17 protein-coding genes and 1 tRNA gene are annotated in these 18,571 nt (G+C 70.0%); 8 read left to right on the top strand and 10 right to left on the bottom strand.

Annotated features, from left to right (window positions below; translation table 11 throughout):
* Nucleotides 1-84: 84 nt before the first annotated feature.
* Nucleotides 85-1,233 (top strand): acyl-CoA dehydrogenase family protein, encoded by a 1,149-nt coding sequence (locus tag NQU54_RS11285; protein WP_257630930.1) that lies wholly within the window; start codon nucleotides 85-87, stop codon nucleotides 1,231-1,233.
* 48 nt (nucleotides 1,234-1,281) lie between these two features.
* Here the strand turns inward: NQU54_RS11285 and NQU54_RS11280 are convergent, their stop codons facing one another.
* The 4 genes from NQU54_RS11280 to NQU54_RS11265 all read right to left on the bottom strand — a co-directional run bounded on the left by NQU54_RS11280 (nucleotide 1,282) and on the right by NQU54_RS11265 (nucleotide 4,896).
* The gene (locus NQU54_RS11280) at nucleotides 1,282-1,635 is read right to left on the bottom strand and encodes a rhodanese-like domain-containing protein (protein ID WP_069861279.1); all 354 of its coding nucleotides are present in this window, start codon (nucleotides 1,633-1,635) and stop codon (nucleotides 1,282-1,284) included.
* Nucleotides 1,636-1,680: 45 nt separating this feature from the next.
* A complete protein-coding gene (locus NQU54_RS11275; RefSeq protein ID WP_372505852.1) occupies nucleotides 1,681-2,505 on the bottom strand; it encodes a hypothetical protein in 825 nt (274 codons plus the stop codon).
* A gap of 96 nt (nucleotides 2,506-2,601) precedes the next feature.
* On the bottom strand, nucleotides 2,602-4,209 hold the full coding sequence (locus NQU54_RS11270; protein WP_257630928.1) for a DUF2252 domain-containing protein: 1,608 nt from the start codon (nucleotides 4,207-4,209) through the stop codon (nucleotides 2,602-2,604).
* Nucleotides 4,210-4,518: 309 nt separating this feature from the next.
* Nucleotides 4,519-4,896 (bottom strand): winged helix-turn-helix transcriptional regulator, encoded by a 378-nt coding sequence (locus NQU54_RS11265; RefSeq protein ID WP_069861275.1) that lies wholly within the window; start codon nucleotides 4,894-4,896, stop codon nucleotides 4,519-4,521.
* Between the two features lie 115 nt (nucleotides 4,897-5,011).
* Between NQU54_RS11265 and NQU54_RS11260 the strand changes: the two genes are divergently transcribed.
* Entirely contained in the window at nucleotides 5,012-5,665 is a 654-nt protein-coding gene (locus NQU54_RS11260; protein ID WP_257630927.1) for an FMN-dependent NADH-azoreductase, read from the top strand.
* A gap of 312 nt (nucleotides 5,666-5,977) precedes the next feature.
* On the opposite strand, the gene NQU54_RS11255 is transcribed toward NQU54_RS11260, so the two are convergent.
* A tRNA-Leu gene (locus tag NQU54_RS11255) sits at nucleotides 5,978-6,064 on the bottom strand.
* A gap of 326 nt (nucleotides 6,065-6,390) precedes the next feature.
* Here NQU54_RS11255 and NQU54_RS11250 point away from each other — a divergent pair.
* The 6 genes from NQU54_RS11250 to pknB all read left to right on the top strand — a co-directional run bounded on the left by NQU54_RS11250 (nucleotide 6,391) and on the right by pknB (nucleotide 14,511).
* The gene (locus NQU54_RS11250; protein ID WP_257630926.1) at nucleotides 6,391-7,233 is read left to right on the top strand and encodes an FHA domain-containing protein; all 843 of its coding nucleotides are present in this window, start codon (nucleotides 6,391-6,393) and stop codon (nucleotides 7,231-7,233) included.
* Nucleotides 7,234-7,243: 10 nt separating this feature from the next.
* A complete protein-coding gene (locus tag NQU54_RS11245; protein WP_069861269.1) occupies nucleotides 7,244-7,759 on the top strand; it encodes an FHA domain-containing protein FhaB/FipA in 516 nt (171 codons plus the stop codon).
* A 75-nt stretch (nucleotides 7,760-7,834) separates the two neighbouring features.
* Nucleotides 7,835-9,424, top strand: a complete 1,590-nt coding sequence (locus NQU54_RS11240) for a PP2C family protein-serine/threonine phosphatase (protein WP_257631006.1) — start codon at nucleotides 7,835-7,837, stop codon at nucleotides 9,422-9,424.
* Nucleotides 9,425-9,449: 25 nt separating this feature from the next.
* Nucleotides 9,450-10,862, top strand: coding sequence for an FtsW/RodA/SpoVE family cell cycle protein (locus NQU54_RS11235; protein ID WP_069861267.1), 1,413 nt, complete (start codon nucleotides 9,450-9,452; stop codon nucleotides 10,860-10,862).
* Complete coding sequence (locus NQU54_RS11230; protein WP_099014334.1) at nucleotides 10,859-12,331, top strand: peptidoglycan D,D-transpeptidase FtsI family protein; 1,473 nt, start codon at nucleotides 10,859-10,861, stop codon at nucleotides 12,329-12,331. Before NQU54_RS11235 ends, NQU54_RS11230 begins: the two co-directional genes overlap by 4 nt.
* A 167-nt stretch (nucleotides 12,332-12,498) precedes the next feature.
* A complete protein-coding gene (pknB, locus tag NQU54_RS11225) occupies nucleotides 12,499-14,511 on the top strand; it encodes a Stk1 family PASTA domain-containing Ser/Thr kinase (RefSeq protein ID WP_257630925.1) in 2,013 nt (670 codons plus the stop codon).
* A 128-nt stretch (nucleotides 14,512-14,639) separates the two neighbouring features.
* On the opposite strand, the gene NQU54_RS11220 is transcribed toward pknB, so the two are convergent.
* From NQU54_RS11220 to NQU54_RS11200, 5 genes are all read right to left on the bottom strand, one after another.
* Nucleotides 14,640-15,380 (bottom strand): class E sortase, encoded by a 741-nt coding sequence (locus NQU54_RS11220; RefSeq protein ID WP_079258294.1) that lies wholly within the window; start codon nucleotides 15,378-15,380, stop codon nucleotides 14,640-14,642.
* A 40-nt stretch (nucleotides 15,381-15,420) separates the two neighbouring features.
* Complete coding sequence (locus tag NQU54_RS11215; protein WP_257630924.1) at nucleotides 15,421-16,935, bottom strand: class E sortase; 1,515 nt, start codon at nucleotides 16,933-16,935, stop codon at nucleotides 15,421-15,423.
* Nucleotides 16,932-17,582, bottom strand: coding sequence for an aminodeoxychorismate/anthranilate synthase component II (locus NQU54_RS11210; RefSeq protein WP_257630923.1), 651 nt, complete (start codon nucleotides 17,580-17,582; stop codon nucleotides 16,932-16,934). The genes NQU54_RS11215 and NQU54_RS11210 overlap by 4 nt, the downstream gene beginning before the upstream one ends.
* Nucleotides 17,579-17,755 (bottom strand): hypothetical protein, encoded by a 177-nt coding sequence (locus NQU54_RS11205; protein WP_087684247.1) that lies wholly within the window; start codon nucleotides 17,753-17,755, stop codon nucleotides 17,579-17,581. Before NQU54_RS11205 ends, NQU54_RS11210 begins: the two co-directional genes overlap by 4 nt.
* Before the next feature lie 84 nt (nucleotides 17,756-17,839).
* A complete protein-coding gene (locus NQU54_RS11200) occupies nucleotides 17,840-18,517 on the bottom strand; it encodes a class E sortase (protein WP_257630922.1) in 678 nt (225 codons plus the stop codon).
* Nucleotides 18,518-18,571: the final 54 nt, after the last annotated feature.

The following is an 18,571-nucleotide window of genomic DNA, read 5'->3' as shown; positions in this document are numbered from 1 at the left end:
CGCGGCATCGGCGTTCCCTTCTTGTAGAACTTGTTCTATCTTGACGGGCCGTCAGACAAAGCCGCGGCGCGGGAGGTACGGACAGTGGACTTCACCTTCACCGAGGAGCAGCAGGCGGCCGTCGAGGCGGCGAAGGCCGTCTTCTCCTCCGTCACGCCGGACAGCGTGCCCAGCCCCGCGCTGACCGCGGGCGCCGTCGCCGAGGACTTCGACCGCGCGCTGTGGCGGAAGCTGGCCGAGAGCGATCTGCTGGGCCTGACCCTCGACCCCCGGTACGGCGGCTCGGGCCTCGACCCGCTCGCCCTCTGCCTGGTGCTGCGGGAATGCGGCCGGGTGCTGGCCCGGGTGCCACTGCTGGAGTCAAGCGCCGCCGCGCTGACCGTGCAGCGCTACGGCGAGGCCGAGCTGTGCGCCGCCGTGCTGCCCCCGGCCGCCCGCGGCGAGCTGGTCCTCACCGCTGCCTCCAGCGGCCGCACCGGCCATGGCCCGGCCGAACTCGCCGTCCAGGCACGGCGGAACGGCGAGGGCTGGGCGCTGGAGGGCGTCCAGACCGCCGTCCCCTGGGCCCATGGCGCCGAGCGAGTGCTGATCCCGGCCCACACCGGGGAGGGCCGTACGGTCCTCGCTCTGGTCCCCCGCGACCACGAGGGCGTCGTCCTCGATGAGCAGATCTCCACCAGCGGTGAGCGGCAGGCCGAGATCCGGCTGGACGGAGTGCGGCTCGCCGACCACGAGGTGCTGGCCGCGGACGGCGCCTGGGAATGGCTGCGCGACCTCCTCACCACCGGCACCTGTGCCCTCGCGCTGGGCCTCGGCTCGGCGGTGCTGGACCTCACCAGCTCCTATGTGAGCCAGCGCGAGCAGTTCGGCTTCCCGCTCGCCACCTTCCAGGCGGTCGCCGTGCAGGCCGCCGACCGCTATATCGATCTGCGGGCCATGGAGGCCACCCTGTGGCAGGCCGCCTGGCGGCTCTCCCTGGCCGAGGCACGGCCGACGGTGAACGGGACGCTGCCCGTCGCGGGAGATGTCGCCGTCGCCAAGATCTGGGCCGCCGAGGGCGTGCGCCGCGTCGTACAGACCGCACAGCATCTGCACGGCGGTTTCGGCGCGGTCACCGACTACCCCCTGCACCGCTATCACGCCTGGGGCAAGCAGCTGGAGCTCTCCCTGGGGTCCGCGGCCGCCCATGAGGAGGCGCTGGGCGAGCTGCTCGCGGCCCATCCCCTCGGCTGATCGGCGGGCCCCGCCGATCCATAGGGAATCCCCTAGAGAGGCGAACCCCTAGAGCACAAAGGCCCCTTCGGCGGTGCCGTCGGGGCCGCTCACCATCGGCCGACCGGCCGCGTCCCAGGCGAGCATCCCGCCGTCCACGTTCACCGCGTCCAGCCCCTGCGCGACCAGATACTGCGTCACCTGCGCGGAGCGGCCGCCGACCCGGCACATCACATGCACCCGGCGCCCCTCGCCGACCGCCGCGGTCAGCTCATCGAACCGCGCCACGACCTGACCCATCGGGATGTGCAGCGCGCCCTCGACATGCCCGGCCGCCCACTCGTTGTCCTCCCGGACGTCCAGCAGCAGGCCATCGGCCGGTACCACCGCCGCCTCCACCTGGGGAAGCTGGGCAAAATGCATCGGACACACCTCTCACATCACATCGGCAGCTGCGCTGCAAACCTACTACCGCGCCAGCTCCGCGAGCCGGGCCTCCTTCTCCGCGGCCTGCGCCAGCAGCTGCTCGGCGATCTCGTCCAGCAGCCGGTCGGGGTCCTCGGGCGCCATCTTGATCATCGCGCCGATCGCGCTCGACTCCAGCTCCGCCGCGACCGCGGCCAGCATCTCCTTGCGCTCGGCCAGCCACTCCAGCCGGGCGTACAGCTCCTCGCTGGGGCTCGCCCGCCGCTCCGGCGGCGGCGGACCGGCCTCCCACTCCTCGGCCAGCACCCGCAGCGCCTCCTCGTCCCCGGCCGCGTACGCCGCGTTGACCCGCACGATGAAGGCACCGCGCCGCTCCCGCTCGGCCTCCTCCTCGGCCAGATCCGGATGGGCCTTACGGGCCAGCTCCCGGTAGATCCGGCGGGCCTCCTCGCTCGGCCGCACCCGCGGCGGCGGCTGCACGGGCCGCTCGGTGAGCATCGCGGCCGCCTCCGGCGAGAGCCCGTCCGAGTCGATCCAGCCGTGGAACAGCTCCTCCACGCCCGGCATCGGCTGCACCAGCCCCCGCGCCTCACGGGCCTTGCGGATGTCCTCCGGATCGCCGGTGCGCGCCGCGACCGCCTCGGCGATCAGCGCGTCCAGCTCGTCGAGGCGTGAGTACATCGGCCCGAGCCGCTGGTGGTGCAGCCGGGAGAAGTTCTCCACCTCCACCCGGAAGGTCTCCACCGCTATCTCGAACTCGATCAGCGCCTGCTCGGCCGCGCGCACCGCCCGCTCCAGACGCTCGGCGGCCTGAGCCTCCTCCTGCGACCGGTCGTGCGACTCCGCCTGGGGCTCCGCGTCCGACACCGATTGCCGTGCCTGTTGCTGCGCTTCCGGATTCGTCACCCGCTCAGACTACGTCCGGCGGTGATCGGCGATGGAGCTCACACCCCCACCCGCGCCTCACACCCCCATCTCGGCGGCTATGCGCCCATTGCGCACCGCCACGACCAGCGCGGAGTGATCCGCTTCCGTGCGATCCGCGTACACCACCGCGAAGGCGGCCACCGCCTCGTCCAACTCCTCCCCCTTGCCGCAGTAACCGGCCAGCAGCCGAGGGTCCGCGGTGTGGGCATGCGCCCGCGCCAGCAGCGCCCCGGTCATCCGCCCGTAGTCGTCCATCTGGTCCGCGGCCAGCGCCGCCGGGTCCACGCTTCCCTTGCGGTTGCGGAACTGCCGCACCTGGTAGTGGCGCCCCCGCACCGTCGTCCACCCCAGCAGGATGTCGCTGACCACCTGCATCCGCTTCTGGCCGAACACCACCCGCCGCCCCTCGTGTGTGACATCCGGCACCTCGAAACCGGCCTTCGCGGCATGCGGCAGCAGCGCGGAGGGGCGCGCCTCCTTCACCTGGAGCACCAGCGGCTCGCCCCGGTGGTCGAGCAGCAGCACCACATACGAGCGAGTGCCCACGCTGCCCGTGCCGACCACCCGGAACGCCACATCGTGCACCTCGTACCGCGAGAGCAGCGGCAACCGGTCCTCCGGCAGCGTGGCCAGATACTCGGCCAGCGACGAGGCCACCGCCTCCGCCTCCTCGTCCGGCACCCTCCGCAGCACCGGCGGCGCGTCCACGAAGCGCCGGGCCCGGGGCCGGCCGGAGGAGCCCTCCTCGCCCGGCACGGGCTCGGTGGATCGGGCGGCGTACCGCGCGCTGGTGTTCCGCCGGGCCTTCTCGGAGATCCGCTCCAGCGTCCCGACCAGGTCCTTGGCGTCCGTGTGGGAGACCAGCTCCTCGTCCGCGATCGCGTTCCACGCGTCCGTCGCCGGCAGCTTGGCCAGCAGCCGCACCGTGCGCCGATAGGCGCCCACGGCGTCCTGGGCCGCGGCCCGGCAGGTGTCCTCGTCGGCGCCCGCCTCCCGGCCCGCCAGCACCAGCGAGACCGCGAGCCGCTTCACATCCCACTCCCACGGACCGTGGACGGTCTCGTCGAAGTCGTTGAGATCGATGATCAGGCCACCGCGCGCATCCCCGTAGATCCCGAAGTTGGCGGCATGGGCGTCGCCACACAGCTGGGCCCCGATACCGGTCACCGGCGTGGTCGTGAGGTCGTGCGCCATCAATCCGGCGGCCCCGCGCAGAAAGGAGAAGGGGGTCGCGGCCATCCGCCCCACCCGGATCGGGGTGAGCTCCGGCAGCCGCCCGGTGTTCGACCGCTCGACCGCCGCCACCGGATCCGGCCGGCCGTCGGCACTCGGTGGCTCGGCATGCGCCGAGCGCGGCATCCGCTTGCGCAGCGCCTTGCCCAGCTGCCGGGGAGACGGCCCGTCGCCGCGCCAGACGGCGAAGCCCGGGACCGGAGACAGCCGCCGGGCCACCCCGCCCGCGGCGCTCCCACCGTCCGCGCCGCCCGGCCCCCACTCACCGATCTCGCCGCTACGGCCGCTTTCGCCGCTCTCACCGGTCTCGTCGCTTCGACCGCTTTCGCCACTACGGCCGTTCTCTCCGCTATGACCGCTCCGGCCCGTCTCGCCGCTTCCGTCGCCCTGAACGCTCCGGTCGTCCGTCATCGCGCCCCCGCCTCCTCGCACACGACATCGACTGAGCAGACCGTACCCCCTGGCAGCCCACCCCGTCAGAGCCTGTGGAAAACCTCGATGATCATGGTGAAGTCCCAGCTCAGACCGGCTCGGATGCACACGAGCCGCACCCCCACTCGGCCCAGCCCCGACCCAGCCCCGGCCCGGCGCAGACGCAAGCTCGACGCGGCTCGATCCGGGACCGACAAGCCCCAGCCCCGACTCAGCCCGGGACCGACTCGGCCCAGCCCCAGAGCCCAAGCCCAAGCCTCAGCCCGAGCCTCGGACCCCAGCCCCCGCTCAGCCCCGGAGCTGCTCCGGGCAGTCGCTGCCGCCCGAGGGCAGATGGCTCTCCGCCCACCGCGACAGCTCCTTCAGCGCGGGCTCCAGCGCCTTGCCCGCGTCCGTCAGCCGGTAGGCCACCCGCAGCGGCGGCCCGGCGTCGACCTCCCGCACCACCAGACCCGCCGTGGAGAGCTCGGTGAGCCGGTCCGACAGCATCCGCTCACTGATCCCCGGAATGGCCCGCCTCAGCTCGGCGAAGTAGGCCCCCTGCTCCGTCAGCACGGCCACGATCAGCCCCGTCCAGCGCTTGCCGAACAGCTCGAAGAACCGCGTCATCTCGCCGTCGACCTGCTTGCAGGACTGCTCGCTGTGATCCCCACGATCCTTCGCCATGGAATACACACTACTGCTTTCCAGTTCGGGACTACGGAAAAGTAAGCTACTGTGCCTTCCGTAGGTACGTAGGTATTGCTGGCTCCTTACCCGAGCCCTGTCACCGGAGGCATCCATGCCAACTCTTCTCCACGTCGACACGTCCGTTTTCCCTGGAGAAGCCTCCGCTTCCCGCTCGGTCACGGCTACCTTCCGCAAGGAATGGGAAGCCCAGCACCCGAACGGCACGGTGATCTACCGCGATCTGGCCGCCGAGCCACTGCCGCACCTGGACGGCCTCGCCGCCGCCGCGGGCTTCGCCGCTCCCGATCAGCGCTCCCCCGAGCAGGAGGCCGCCTTCGCCCTGCGGGAGACCCTTGCCGGCGAGCTGGAGCAGGCCGATGTGGTCCTGATCGGGGCCCCGATGTACAACTTCACGATTCCCTCCACCCTGAAGGCGTGGCTGGACCACGTGATCATCATGGGCCGCACCGCTGGCGCCGAGCAGACGACCACCTCGGGCACCCCGGCCATCGTGGTCGCCAGCCGTGGCGGCGGTTACGGCCCGGGCACCCCGCGGGAGAGCTTCGAGTTCGTCACCAACTACCTGGGCAAGGCGCTGGGCGACGGGCTCGGCCTCGATGTCACGTTCGTTGTGCCGGAGCTCACGCTGGCCCGCTCCAATCCGGCCATGGCCGACCTCGTCGAGCTCTCGGACGCCTCCAAGGCAAAGGCCCACGAGGACGCCACGACCCACGCCAAGGCGCTCGCCGCCCGCTTCGCCGCCTGAGCGGACCGACCGCCCGATCCACCGGATCCATCCGGTCTGCCCGATCCATCGGTCTGCCAGATCCATCGGTCTGCCAGATCCATCGGTCTGCCAGATCCAACTGATCGTTCCGGCCATTCCGGTCGGTCCGATCGTTCCGGCCCGTCCGATCCGGTCCCACCCGGACATCGGGCCATATCGAGCCACAGGGGCCTCCCCTCCCGGGGAGGCCCCTGTCATCCGCCGTGCCCTCGGAGACCCCCGTCACGGGTCACAACGCGAAGCAGGCCCCTCCGGAGCGACTTTCGTCACTCCGGAGAGACCCGCTCCGACTGGTGCGCGAGGGGGGAGTTGAACCCCCACGCCCTTTCGGGCACTGGAACCTGAATCCAGCGCGTCTGCCTATTCCGCCACCCGCGCATGGGTGCTGTCTTCCGGCTACTCGCCCCGCTCCCCGGCTTGATCGTCTCGATCCGTCCGGTTCCTGTGGGGCGCCTTCCGACATCCAGAACACTAGCACGCTGCGCGGGGTGCAATCACACCCGTTATCGGTGCCCCCGCCCCCGCCCATCCGAGGACCGTCACGGTTGCGGGACACTGTCGTCAGGGCACCTCTACGATCCCTGTGAGAGGTGACACTGCTCCACAGGGCCAGGAAGGGGAACCACCCGATTTCCCGACGCGTGGATACGATCAGTAAGCAGTACCAGGACGACCTAGAGCACGACTGAGGAAGGAGGTGCCCCGTGGGAGTACTGAAACGCTTCGAGCAGCGTCTCGAGGGCCTCGTGAACGGCACCTTCGCCAAGGTGTTCAAGTCCGAGGTCCAGCCGGTCGAGATCGCCGGCGCGCTCCAGCGCGAGTGCGACAACAACGCCACGATCTGGAACCGCGACCGGACGGTCGTCCCCAACGATTTCATCGTCGAGCTGAGCACGCCCGACTACGAGCGGCTCAGCCCGTATTCCGGCCAGCTCGGCGACGAGCTGGCCGGTATGGTCCGCGACTACGCCAAGCAGCAGCGCTACACCTTCATGGGCGCCATCAAGGTGCATCTGCAAAAGGCGGAGGACCTCGACACCGGTCTGTACCGGGTGCGCAGCCGGACCCTGGCCTCCAGCGAGTCCCAGAGCCCGCAGCAGGCGTCGGGCCGCTCCGGCTCCGGAGCCCCGCAGCAGCGCCCCGGCGGTTACGGCTACCCCGCCCAGCCCGCCGGCGCCCCGCCGATGCCGTCCGCGCCGCCGAGCGCCCGTCCGGTGCCCCGCACCGGCGGAGCCGGTGCGGGTGCCGGTGGCCAGCAGCAGGGCCAGTCCCGCCGCTGGATCGAGATCAACGGCACCCGCCACCAGATCTCCCGGCCCACGCTCGTCCTGGGCCGCTCCACCGACGCTGACGTGCGGATCGACGATCCCGGAGTCTCCCGCAGACACTGCGAGATCAGGGTCGGAACCCCACCGACCGTCCAGGATCTCGGATCGACGAACGGCATCGTGGTGGACGGACAGCACACCACCCGCGCTACGCTCCGCGACGGCTCGCGGATCGTCGTGGGCAGCACCACCATCGTTTACCGGCAAGCCGAAGGGTGAAGCGGGGGCAATGTCAGAGCTGACCCTCACGGTCATGCGGTTGGGTTTCCTCGCCGTACTGTGGCTGTTCGTCATCGTGGCCGTCCAGGTCATTCGCAGCGACCTGTTCGGGACCCGCGTGACCCAGCGCGGTTCGGCGCGGCGCGGGGCCCCCGACCGGCCGCAAGCGCAGCAGCGGCAGAGCGCGCCGCCGCCGCAGCGCCAGCAGTCCGGGGGCCGCGGCCGCCGCGGTGCCCCCACCAAGCTGGTGGTCTCCGAGGGCACGCTGACCGGCACCACGGTCGCCTTGCAGGGGCAGACCATCACCCTCGGCCGTGCGCACGATTCAACAATCGTGCTCGACGACGACTACGCCTCCAGTCGGCATGCCAGGATCTACCCGGACCGTGACGGCCAGTGGATCGTCGAGGACCTCGGGTCCACCAATGGCACCTATCTCGACCGGAACCGACTCACCACACCGACACCGATTCCGCTGGGTGCGCCGATCCGCATCGGCAAGACCGTCATCGAGCTGCGGAAGTAGTAGGACCATGACGACCGGAGGGTGGGCAGCGTGGTTGGCAAGGGGCTGTACCCGGAGCCGACGGGCGAGGTGCGCATGAGTCTGTCACTGCGTTTCGCGGCCGGATCGCACAAGGGCATGATCCGGGAGGGCAACGAGGACTCCGGCTATGCCGGTCCCCGGCTGCTCGCCATCGCCGACGGCATGGGTGGCCAGGCCGCCGGCGAGGTCGCCAGCTCCGAGGTGATCTCCACCCTCGTCCAGCTCGACGACGACGTCCCGGGTTCGGACATCCTGACGTCCCTCGGCACCGCCGTGCAGCGGGCCAATGATCAGCTGCGCCTCATGGTCGAGGAGGACCCCCAGCTGGAGGGCATGGGCACCACGCTCACCGCCCTGCTGTGGACCGGCCAGCGGCTCGGTCTGGTGCACGTCGGCGACTCGCGCGCGTATCTGCTGCGCGACGGTGTGCTCACCCAGATCACCCAGGACCACACCTGGGTGCAGCGCCTGGTCGACGAGGGCCGGATCACCGAGGAGGAGGCGGGCACCCATCCGCAGCGCTCGCTGCTGATGCGCGCGCTGGGCAGCGGCGACCATGTCGAACCGGATCTGTCCATTCGCGAGGTCCGGGCCGGTGACCGCTATCTGATCTGCTCCGACGGCCTGTCCGGCGTCGTGAGCCACCAGACCCTCGAAGAGACCCTCGCCAGCTACCAGGGCCCCCATGAGACGGTGCAGGAGCTGATCCAGCTCGCACTGCGCGGCGGCGGCCCCGACAACATCACCTGCATCGTCGCCGACGTCCTCGACGTGGACGGCGGTGACACCCTGGCCGCCCAGCTCAACGACACCCCCGTGATCGTGGGCGCGGTCGCCGAGAACCAGGTGCCGCTCGGGGACGGCGGCGCGGCGCACACCCCCGCGGGCCGGGCCGCCGAGCTCGGCCGCTCCGTACCGCAGCAGGGGGACCCGCACGGCGGCTTCGGACCGCCCGGCAGCGGCGACCCGGCCATCGGCGGTCTGCCACAGGGCAGTTACGGCGACTACGCCGAAGGTGACTTCACCAAGAAGAGCGGCCGCAAGACATGGGCCAAGCGGTCGCTCTTCATCGTGCTGGGCCTCGCCGTGATCGGCGGCGGGCTCTACGGCGGCTACCGCTGGACCCAGACGCAGTACTACGTGGGCTCCAATGGCGACCACGTGGCGATCTACCAGGGCATCAGCCAGGACCTCGCCTGGATCAAGCTCAACAAGGTCCATGAGGACCACCGCGAGATCGAACTCAAGTACCTCCCGCCCGACCAGCGCGGCCGCGTGGAGGACACGATCACGGTCAGCGGTCTCGGCCAGGCACGGGACAAGACCAAGGACCTCGCCACCCTCGCCGGCGCCTGTAAGAAGGCCGACGCCCAGGACAAGGCCGAGGACAGCCAGAAGGACCTCACCCGCGGCGACAAGGGCAAGGGCGACGGCGCCTCCGGGGGCAGCGCCTCCAGCAGCGCCGACCCGTCCCACAGCAGCAGCGGCCAGCCCGGGAACGAGAAGACCGAGAGCCAACTCGGGACGCGCGCCGCCAAGGCCACGAACAAGCCCACGCCGACGACGTCTCCCACTCCGAAGCCCGGCCCCACCCTCTCGGAGGAGGAGAAGAAGTTGGTCCCGCAGTGCAGCAGCACCCAGTAGTGAGTCCGTAAGGGGCCGTCCACCCATGAGCAGTAGTACGACCAACACGACGACGATCAGTACGGCCGGGCCGCCGAGCAGGCGGAACACCGAGCTGGCCATGCTCGTCTTCGCGGTGATCATTCCGGTCTTCGCCTATGCCAACGCGGGTCTTGCGCTCAGCGACGAAATGCCCTCGGGCATGCTGAGCTACGGTCTCGGGCTCGGGCTGCTGGCCGGCGTCGGACATCTGGTGGTCCGGAAATTCGCGCCGTACGCGGATCCGCTGCTGCTGCCGATCGCCACGCTCCTCAACGGGCTGGGCCTGGTGCTCATCTGGCGGCTGGACCAGTCCAGGCGGCTGGCCGACCGGGCGGAGGCCGTCGACCAGGTCTTCTCGCCCTCGGCGCCCAACCAGCTGATCTACTCGGCACTGGGCGTCGCCCTCTTCGTCGGCGTCCTGATCCTGCTCAAGGATCACCGCCTCCTCCAGCGCTACACCTACATCTCCATGGTGGCGGCGCTGATCCTGCTGATCCTTCCGGTGTTCTTCCCGGCCCGATTCGGCGCCCGTATCTGGATCACCATCGGCGGCTTCTCCATCCAGCCCGGCGAGTTCGCCAAGATCATCATCGCCGTGTTCTTCTCCGGCTATCTGATGGTCAAACGGGACGCGCTCGCGCTGGCCAGCCGCCGCTTCATGGGGCTGTACCTGCCGCGCGGCCGCGACCTCGGCCCGATCCTGGTGGTCTGGGGGATGAGCATCCTCATCCTGGTCTTCGAGACCGACCTGGGCACCTCGCTGCTGTTCTTCGGCCTCTTCGTCGTGATGCTGTACGTGGCCACCGAGCGCACCAGCTGGATCGTCTTCGGCCTGCTGATGTCCGCGGTCGGCGCGGTCGGCGTCGCCAGCTTCGAACCGCATGTGCAGCAGCGCGTCGACGCCTGGCTCGACCCCTTCGCGGCCTTCAAGACCGGCGGCAGTGACCAGATCGCTCAGGCGCTGATGGCCTTCGGCTCCGGCGGTGTCTTCGGCACCGGTCTCGGCCAGGGCAACTCCGACCTGATCGGCTTCGCCGCCAACTCCGACTTCATCCTGGCCACGGTCGGCGAGGAGCTCGGGCTCGCGGGCACCATGGGCGTCCTGCTGCTCTACGGCCTGATCGTGGAGCGCGGTGTGCGCACCGCCCTCGCGGCCCGTGACCCGTTCGGCAAGCTGCTGGCCATCGGCCTGTCCGCGGCCTTCGCCATCCAGGTCTTCGTCGTGGCGGGCGGTGTGATGGGCCTGATCCCGCTGACCGGTATGACCATGCCGTTCATCGCGTCGGGTGGCTCGTCCGTCATCGCCAACTGGGCGCTCGTCGCCATCCTGATCAAGGTCAGCGACACCGCGCGCCGTCCGGCGCCGGCGCCCGCTCCCACCACTGACGCCGAGATGACCCAGGTGGTCCGACCGTGAACAAGCCCCTGCGCCGAATCGCGATCTTCTGCGGACTCCTCGTCTTCGCCCTGCTGCTGCGGGACAACTGGATCCAGTACGTCCAAGCCGACGAGTTGAAGGACCATACGAAGAACCGCCGTGTCCTGATCGCCCGTTACAGCCAGCCGCGCGGCAACATCATCGTCGACGGCCAGCCGATCACCGGATCCGCCGAGACCAACGGCACCGACTTCAAGTACAAGCGCACCTACAAGAACGGCCCCATGTGGGCGCCGGTCACCGGGTACGCCTCCCAGGCATACGACGCCAACCAGATCGAGAAGATCGAAGACGGCATCCTCACCGGCAATGACGACCGCCTCTTCTTCAACCGGACGATCGACATGATCACCGGTAAGAAGCAGAAGGGCGGCGACGTCATCACCACGCTGAACGGCAAGGCCCAGGAGGCCGCGTTCAAGGGCCTCGGTAACAAGAAGGGCGCCGTCGCCGCACTCGACCCGCGCACCGGCAAGATCCTCGCCCTCGCCTCGACCCCGAGCTACGACCCCTCGACGATCGCGGGCGGGTCCACCAAGGACGAGAAGGCGTGGAACGCGCTCAAGCCGACGAACGACAAGGACGACCCGATGCTCAACCGGGCGCTCCGTCAGACCTACCCGCCCGGTTCGACCTTCAAGGTCGTCACCGCCGCGGCCGCGCTGGAGAACGGCAAGTACGACGACATCGACGGGCCGACGGAGTCGCCGCTCCCCTGGAGGCTGCCGCTGTCCACCCAGAACCTGCCCAACGAGGGGAACATCCCCTGCAAGGACGCCTCGCTGCGGCAGGCGCTCCGCTACTCCTGCAACACGGTCTTCGGCAAGCTGGGTGACGACCTCGGCAAGGACAAGATGCGGGAGCAGGCCGAGAAGTTCGGCTTCAACAAGACGGTCGACACCCCCGTCCGCGCCTACGCCAGCGTCTACCCCGAGGACATGGACCGGCCGGGCAACGCGATGTCGGCCATCGGCCAGTTCGACAACCGGGCCACCCCGCTCCAGATGGCGATGGTCGCCGCCGCCGTCGCCAACGACGGCAAGCTGATGAAGCCGTACATGGTCGACTCGCTGCGCGCCCCCAACCTCAACACCGTCGAGCAGACCGACCCGGAGCAGATGAGCCAGCCGCTCAGCTCGGAGAACGCCCAGAAGCTCCAGAGCATGATGGAGACCGTGGTCAAGGAGGGCACCGGCACCAGCGCCCAGATCCCGGGCGTCACGGTCGGCGGCAAGACCGGTACCGCTCAGCACGGCGTCGCCAACAGCAAGAACCCCTATGCGTGGTTCATCTCCTACGCCAAGGGGAACGACGGCTCGCCGGTCGCGGTCGCCGTCGTCATCGAAGGGTCCGACACCCTCCGCGGCGACATCGCCGGTGGCAAGCTGGCCGCGCCGATCGCCAAGAGCGTGATGCAGGCCGTACTGGAAACCGAGCGCGACAAGTGACCCCCGTCACGTCCGGATATCAATCCCGCACGTCGCCGTACCGGTCCGGTATCAGATAGCGACTGACGCCGGGTCCCGTAAGACGTGCCGGGTACCGTATGCGCGAGCAGCACTTCGCCGGCCCCCACAGCAGGTGCCGGGAACCACGGAAGAGGGCTGGAGTAGCTATGGAAGAGCCGCGTCGCCTCGGCGGCCGGTATGAGCTGGGCTCAGTGCTCGGCCGCGGTGGCATGGCGGAGGTCTACCTCGCGCACGACACCCGCCTCGGCCGTACTGTCGCTGTGAAGACGCTGCGGGCGGACCTCGCCCGTGACCCGTCCTTCCAGGCCCGGTTCCGCCGAGAGGCCCAGTCGGCCGCCTCGCTCAACCATCCCGCGATCGTCGCGGTCTACGACACCGGCGAGGACTACGTCGACGGTGTCTCGATCCCCTACATCGTGATGGAGTACGTCGACGGTTCCACGCTGCGTGAGCTCCTCCACTCGGGCAGAAAGCTGCTCCCCGAGCGCTCACTGGAGATGACCACCGGCATCCTCCAGGCTCTCGAGTACTCGCACCGCAACAACATCGTCCACCGCGACATCAAACCGGCCAACGTCATGCTCACGCGGAGCGGCCAGGTCAAGGTGATGGACTTCGGCATCGCCCGGGCCATGGGCGATGCCGGTATGACCATGACGCAGACGGCCGCCGTCATCGGTACCGCCCAGTACCTCTCCCCCGAGCAGGCCAAGGGCGAGACCGTCGACGCGCGCAGCGACCTGTACTCCACCGGGTGTCTGCTCTATGAACTGCTGACCGTAAGACCGCCGTTCGTGGGCGACTCCCCGGTGGCCGTCGCCTATCAGCACGTGCGGGAGGACCCGCAGCCGCCGAGCACATACGACCCCGAGATCACCCCGGAGATGGACGCCATCGTCCTGCGGGCGCTGGTCAAGGACCCCGACTACCGCTATCAGTCGGCCGACGAGATGCGCGCCGACATCGAGGCGGCCCTGGAGGGCCAGCCGGTGGCCGCCACCGCGGCGCTGGGCGCGGTCGGCTACGGCTCCGACGACCAGCCCACCGCGATGCTGCGGCCGCAGAACTCCGGCGCCGGGGCGCAGACCTCGATGCTCCCGCCGATGCGCGAGGACGACGGCGGCTTCGGCTACGACGAGCGGCCGGACCGCGGCCGGGGGCGCGGGGGCCCCGGCAAGAAGAGCAACCTCTCGACGATCCTGCTGATCGTCGCAGGGATACTGGTGCTGGTCGGCGCGATCTTCATCGGTAAGTCGCTGTTCGGCGGCGGTAAGAACGACGACATGGTCCCGGTCCCCAACCTCGTCGGCAAGACGCTCGACGACGCCAAGAGCCAAGGGGAGAACGGCGACTTCAAGGTCAAGACCGTCGGCTCCAAGTTCTGCGAGAACGCGGACAAGAACACCGTCTGTGAGCAGACCCCCAAGAGCGGCGACGAGGTCAAGCGGCACGGCACGGTCGAGCTGACCATGTCCAAGGGCCCCAAGCCCGCCGCGCGGGTCGAGGTGCCCGACGTCCTCAACGTTCAGTTCGAATCCGCCAAGCAGCAGCTCGAGGCCAAGGGCTTCGAGGTCAACCAGAAGACCGAGCAGTCGGACCAGACCGCCGGCAAGGTGATCGACCAGGACCCCAAGGGCGGCAAGAAGGTCCCCAAGGGCGCCACGATCACCCTGACGGTCGCCGAGGCGCAGCAGAAGGTCGTCGTCCCGGACGTGACCACCCAGAAGGTCGAGGACGCCACGAAGTCCCTCGAGGCGAAGGGCCTCAAGGTCCAGGCGCAGGAGGTCGACAACGGCGACGTCGAGCCCGGCACGGTGACCGACCAGACGCCCAAGGGCGGCCAGGAGGTCCTGCCCGGTTCGACGGTCACGCTGACCGTGGCCAAGGAGCCCGCGGAGCAGGAGAACGTGCCGGTGCCCAACCTGGGCGGCCAGAAGCTCAAGGACGCCAAGAAGGCGCTCCAGGACCTGGGCCTCAACGTGGGCAACATCGCCGGTCCGCAGGACGACAACGCCACCGTGGTGGCCAGCCAGCCCGGTGCGGGCACCCAGGTGCCCAAGGGCCAGTCCGTGAACCTCATCACGGTCGCCGGGCAGGGTGGCAACGGCGGCGGTGACAACGGCGGCGGAGGGATCTTCGGCGGCCAGAACGGCTTCTAGGCACGGCACGGCGACACGAAGAAGCCCCCGGCACTCCGAGAAGGATGCCGGGGGCTTCTTCGTGCTCGGGCTCTCCGGGTGCTCGGGCTTTCCGGGTACTCAGGCCCTCAGGGATCGTCGCGAGCGGGTCAGCGCAGTTCCTCGGGGGGCGTGCGGTCCGCGTCGACCTTCTCGGTGCGCTCCAGTTCGCCCCACACGATGTAGCGGTGGCGGGAGGTGTAGACGGGGGTGCAGGTCGAGAGCGTGATGTAACGGCCCGGCCGCTTCCTGCCCGACTCCTTCGGGACCGCGTCCAGCACATCCACGTTGTACTTCGAGGTCTCCGGCAGCGTCGCGTAGACCTTGTAGACGTACCAGGTGTCGCGGGTCTCGAAGACCACCGGATCGCCTTCGCGCACCTTGTCGATGTTGTGGAACTGCGCGCCGTGCCCGTCCCGGTGCGCGGCCAGGCTGAAGTTGCCCTTCTTGTCCCACGGCATCGCGGACTTGACCGGCTTGGTGTAGTAGCCGGCCACACCGTCGTTGAGGGTCTCGGTGCTGGTGCCCTTCTTGACCAGCACCTCGCCGTTGTGCATGGACGGCACGTGCAGGAAGCCGATGCCGTCCTTGGTGTCCAGCTTGCCCGGCCCTTGCTGGGCCCAGTGCTTGCGCACCTGGTCGCCCTGCTTCTTCGCCTCACGGTCGGCCAGGACATTGGTCCACCACAGCGAGTAGACGACGAACAGGGCGAGGATCAGCCCCGCGGTGATCAGCAGCTCGCCGAAGACCGCTATGGCCGCGGCGACCCGGCCACGGCCGGGACGGCGGCTGGGCGTCGCGGGCGGGCCGGGGTGCCGGTCCTGTCGCTCGTCGTGGTCGGTGCGTGCCACCGCGTCGTACCCCTTTTTCTGGTTTCCCGGCTGTACCCGCTTATTCGACCAGCGCGTCCGGCTTTCCCTTACTACGCGGCCGTTCGTCGACCATCTTGCCCCAGACGATCATCCGGTAAGTGCTGGTGAACTCCGGGGTACAGGTGGTCAGCGTGATGTATCGGCCCGGTCCGGTGAATCCGGAGCCGGGCGGCACCGGCTTGATGACGCCCGTGTTGGACGGCGGCGTCTGCGGCAGGATGCTGCTCATCGCATAGGTGTAGTACCGGCTCTGCGTCTCGATGACGATCTCGTCGCCGGGCTTGAGGCGGTTGATGTAGCGGAACGGCTCGCCATGGGTGTTGCGGTGCCCGGCGAGCGCGAAGTTGCCCTTCTTGTCCCACGGCATGGCGGTCTTCAGGGGGCTCTTGCCGTAGTGGCCGACCATGCCGCGGTCGAGGACCTTGTGCTTGTCGATGCCCTCCGCGATCGGGGCCTTCACATCCAGCTTGGGGATGTAGAGGATCGCGAACCCCTGCCCGGGGGAGAAGGTGCCCGGGTCCCGGTTGTCGCCGCTCTCGTCCCACTTCTTCTGCAAGTTGTTCGCGGCGCCGTTGGCCTGCTGATGGGCACGGATGTTCGTCCACCACAGCTGATAGGTGACAAAGAGCAGCATCACCACGCCGAGCGTGATGAACAGCTCGCCGACCACCCGGCTCGCCACCACCCCGGGGCTGTCCTTGCGCGCCCGCGCGGCGCGCTTGGCCTCCATACGGGTGCGGGGCCGGGCGCCCCCCGCGCCCTCCGCGGCCCGCCCGTCGTCCGCCTCCGCCGTGCCGCGCCGGGCGCGGGAGCCATGGCGTCCGGCGCGCTTCCCGGTCCCCTGGGCGGCCTTACGGCGGGCGGCCCGGCCGCCGGGCGGGGTCGTGGGGTCGGCGTCCTGGTCCGGCTCGACCTTGCGCAGCATCACGGTCTGGTCGGCGAGGTGCGCGTCCACGGCGCGCAGGGCGACCGTCTCGTCGTCGCCCTGGGGCCTCACCGGAGGCAGGACGGCCGTCTCCGCGGCATCGGGGACGCGTGCGGACGGCTCGCCGGAGAAAAAGCCGGAGCCTGGGCCGGGGCCTCGGCCCGAGGACGCCCCCTGGGCGTCGCGTCCGGGCGTCTGGGCGGCGTGTGCGGGCCCTGGGGGCCCCGAGGGGGCCGCGCGGGCGCGTCGGCGCCCCGTGGGCGGCCCGGCCGCCTCAGCAGGCTCCTCAGGGCCGGTGGAGGCCGGGCGGGCGCGCCGGCGGCGGCCGGTCGGCGGCGGCACGGAGAGCGACGCGGTGCCCGTGGTACGCCCCGTGGGCCCGGACGGGACGGAGTCCGGCAGCGAGTCGGCCGACGGGCCGGTCAGCGAGTCTCCAGGACCCTCCACAGCCGCCGCGAACGCCTCCGGGCCCCCATGGGCGGCATGGGAGCCGTGGGCGCCATAGGCGTCATGGGCGGCGTGCCGCTCATGAGACCCGTACGACGCGTACGGGGCGGGCTCCCGGGCGCCACGGGCGGCGCCCTCGCGCTCGTGGCGCGGTCCGGTCACTCGCCGGCCTTACCGCCGACCGCCCCGACCACCGGGGCGAGCCCCGCGGACCGCCCCACGGCATCCGTGTCCCCGCACTCCACCAGCCAGTTGGCGAGCATTCGGTGGCCCCATTCGGTGAGGACCGACTCGGGGTGGAACTGGACGCCCTCGACGCGCAGTTCACGGTGGCGCAGCCCCATGGCGATACCGGTCTCCGTCCAGGCCGTGATCTCCAGCTCCGGGGGCACGGTGCCCCGTTCCACGGCCAGCGAGTGATAGCGGGTGGCGGTGAAGGGCGAGGGCAGCCCGCTGAAGACGCCGGCCTCCTCGTGGGTCACCAGCGAGGTCTTGCCATGCAGCAGCTCCGGGGCCCGTCCGACGACTCCGCCGTACGCGACGGCCATGGACTGCATCCCCAGGCAGACGCCGAACACCGGTACGCCGGTGCTCGCGCAGTGCCGCACCATGTCGACGCAGACCCCGGCCTCCTCAGGGGTGCCGGGCCCGGGGGACAGCAGGACCCCGTCGAAGCCGTCCTGGGCGTGGGCCAGGGAGACCTCGTCGTTGCGCACCACCTCGCACTCGGCGCCGAGCTGGTACAGGTACTGGACGAGGTTGAAGACGAAGCTGTCGTAGTTGTCGACGACCAGGATGCGCGTGCTCATCGCGGACCCGCCATCCCCTGGTCGACGGTCACGTCGTTGAACGGCAACAGGGGCTCCGCCCAGGGGAAGACGTACTGGAAGAGCACGAAGACGATCGCCAGCACCAGCACGAGCGAAATCAGCGCCCGCATCCATGCGTTACCCGGCAGATGCCGCCAGATCCAGCCGTACATGCCATCCCTACTCACCGATGACGAAGTCGATTGCAGCACCGGAGTGCAGCACCAGAGTAAGGGTCGAGGGGTGGGGCCGGAGGGTCAGCTGTACAAAGCCTTGGGCTTGCCTTGGGCTACGGATTGGGTCGCGTCGAGGTGTGCCCAGGCGATCAGACGGTGGCTGTGGCCCCACTCCGGCTCACAGGTCGTCAGCGTGAGATAGCGGCCGGGGCGCCGGAAACCGGAGGCGCGCGGCACCGGATCGATCACCTCGGTGTCGGTCGGCAGGGTGCGGTAGGGCCGCCGGTCGACCCGGTAGGTGAACCAGGTGGTGCCGTCGCTCAGCACCACCGCGTCACCCGGGCGCAGCTGGGGAAAGCCCTTGAAGGGGTCGCCGTAGGTGCGGCGGTGCCCGGCGACGGAGAAGTTGCCGAGGGCACCGAGGCGGGCGGTGCGGGAGTAGTGGCCGAGCCCCTTCTTCAGGGTGCCGGTGGCGGTGCCCTCGAGGACGGGTTTGGCCCAGTCGGCGCCGAAGCGCGGGATGTACATGATCGCGAAGGAGGCGCCGGGCTCATAGTGGCGCGGCTCGGACGAGGGTTCGGCACCGGCGGAGACCGTGCCGGTGGCCCAGCGGTCCTGGAGGTGGTCGATCTCGCCGTCCATGGCGCGGTCGGCCCGTACCGAGGTCCAGTAGAGGACGTAGACCACCAGAAGAACGATCAGAGCCCCGACGGTGACACAGATCTCACTGAGCGTTCTGACGATCAGCCGCGTTCTCATCGGCCCCCACTGTCCGCTCCCGCCGTCCCGGTGACGCCTACCGGTGTCCGCCGG

It is taken from the genome of Streptomyces malaysiensis subsp. samsunensis (assembly GCF_024519315.1).
GTDB classification, from domain to species: domain Bacteria; phylum Actinomycetota; class Actinomycetes; order Streptomycetales; family Streptomycetaceae; genus Streptomyces; species Streptomyces malaysiensis.
This window is presented reverse-complemented; position numbering and strand designations above follow the sequence as displayed.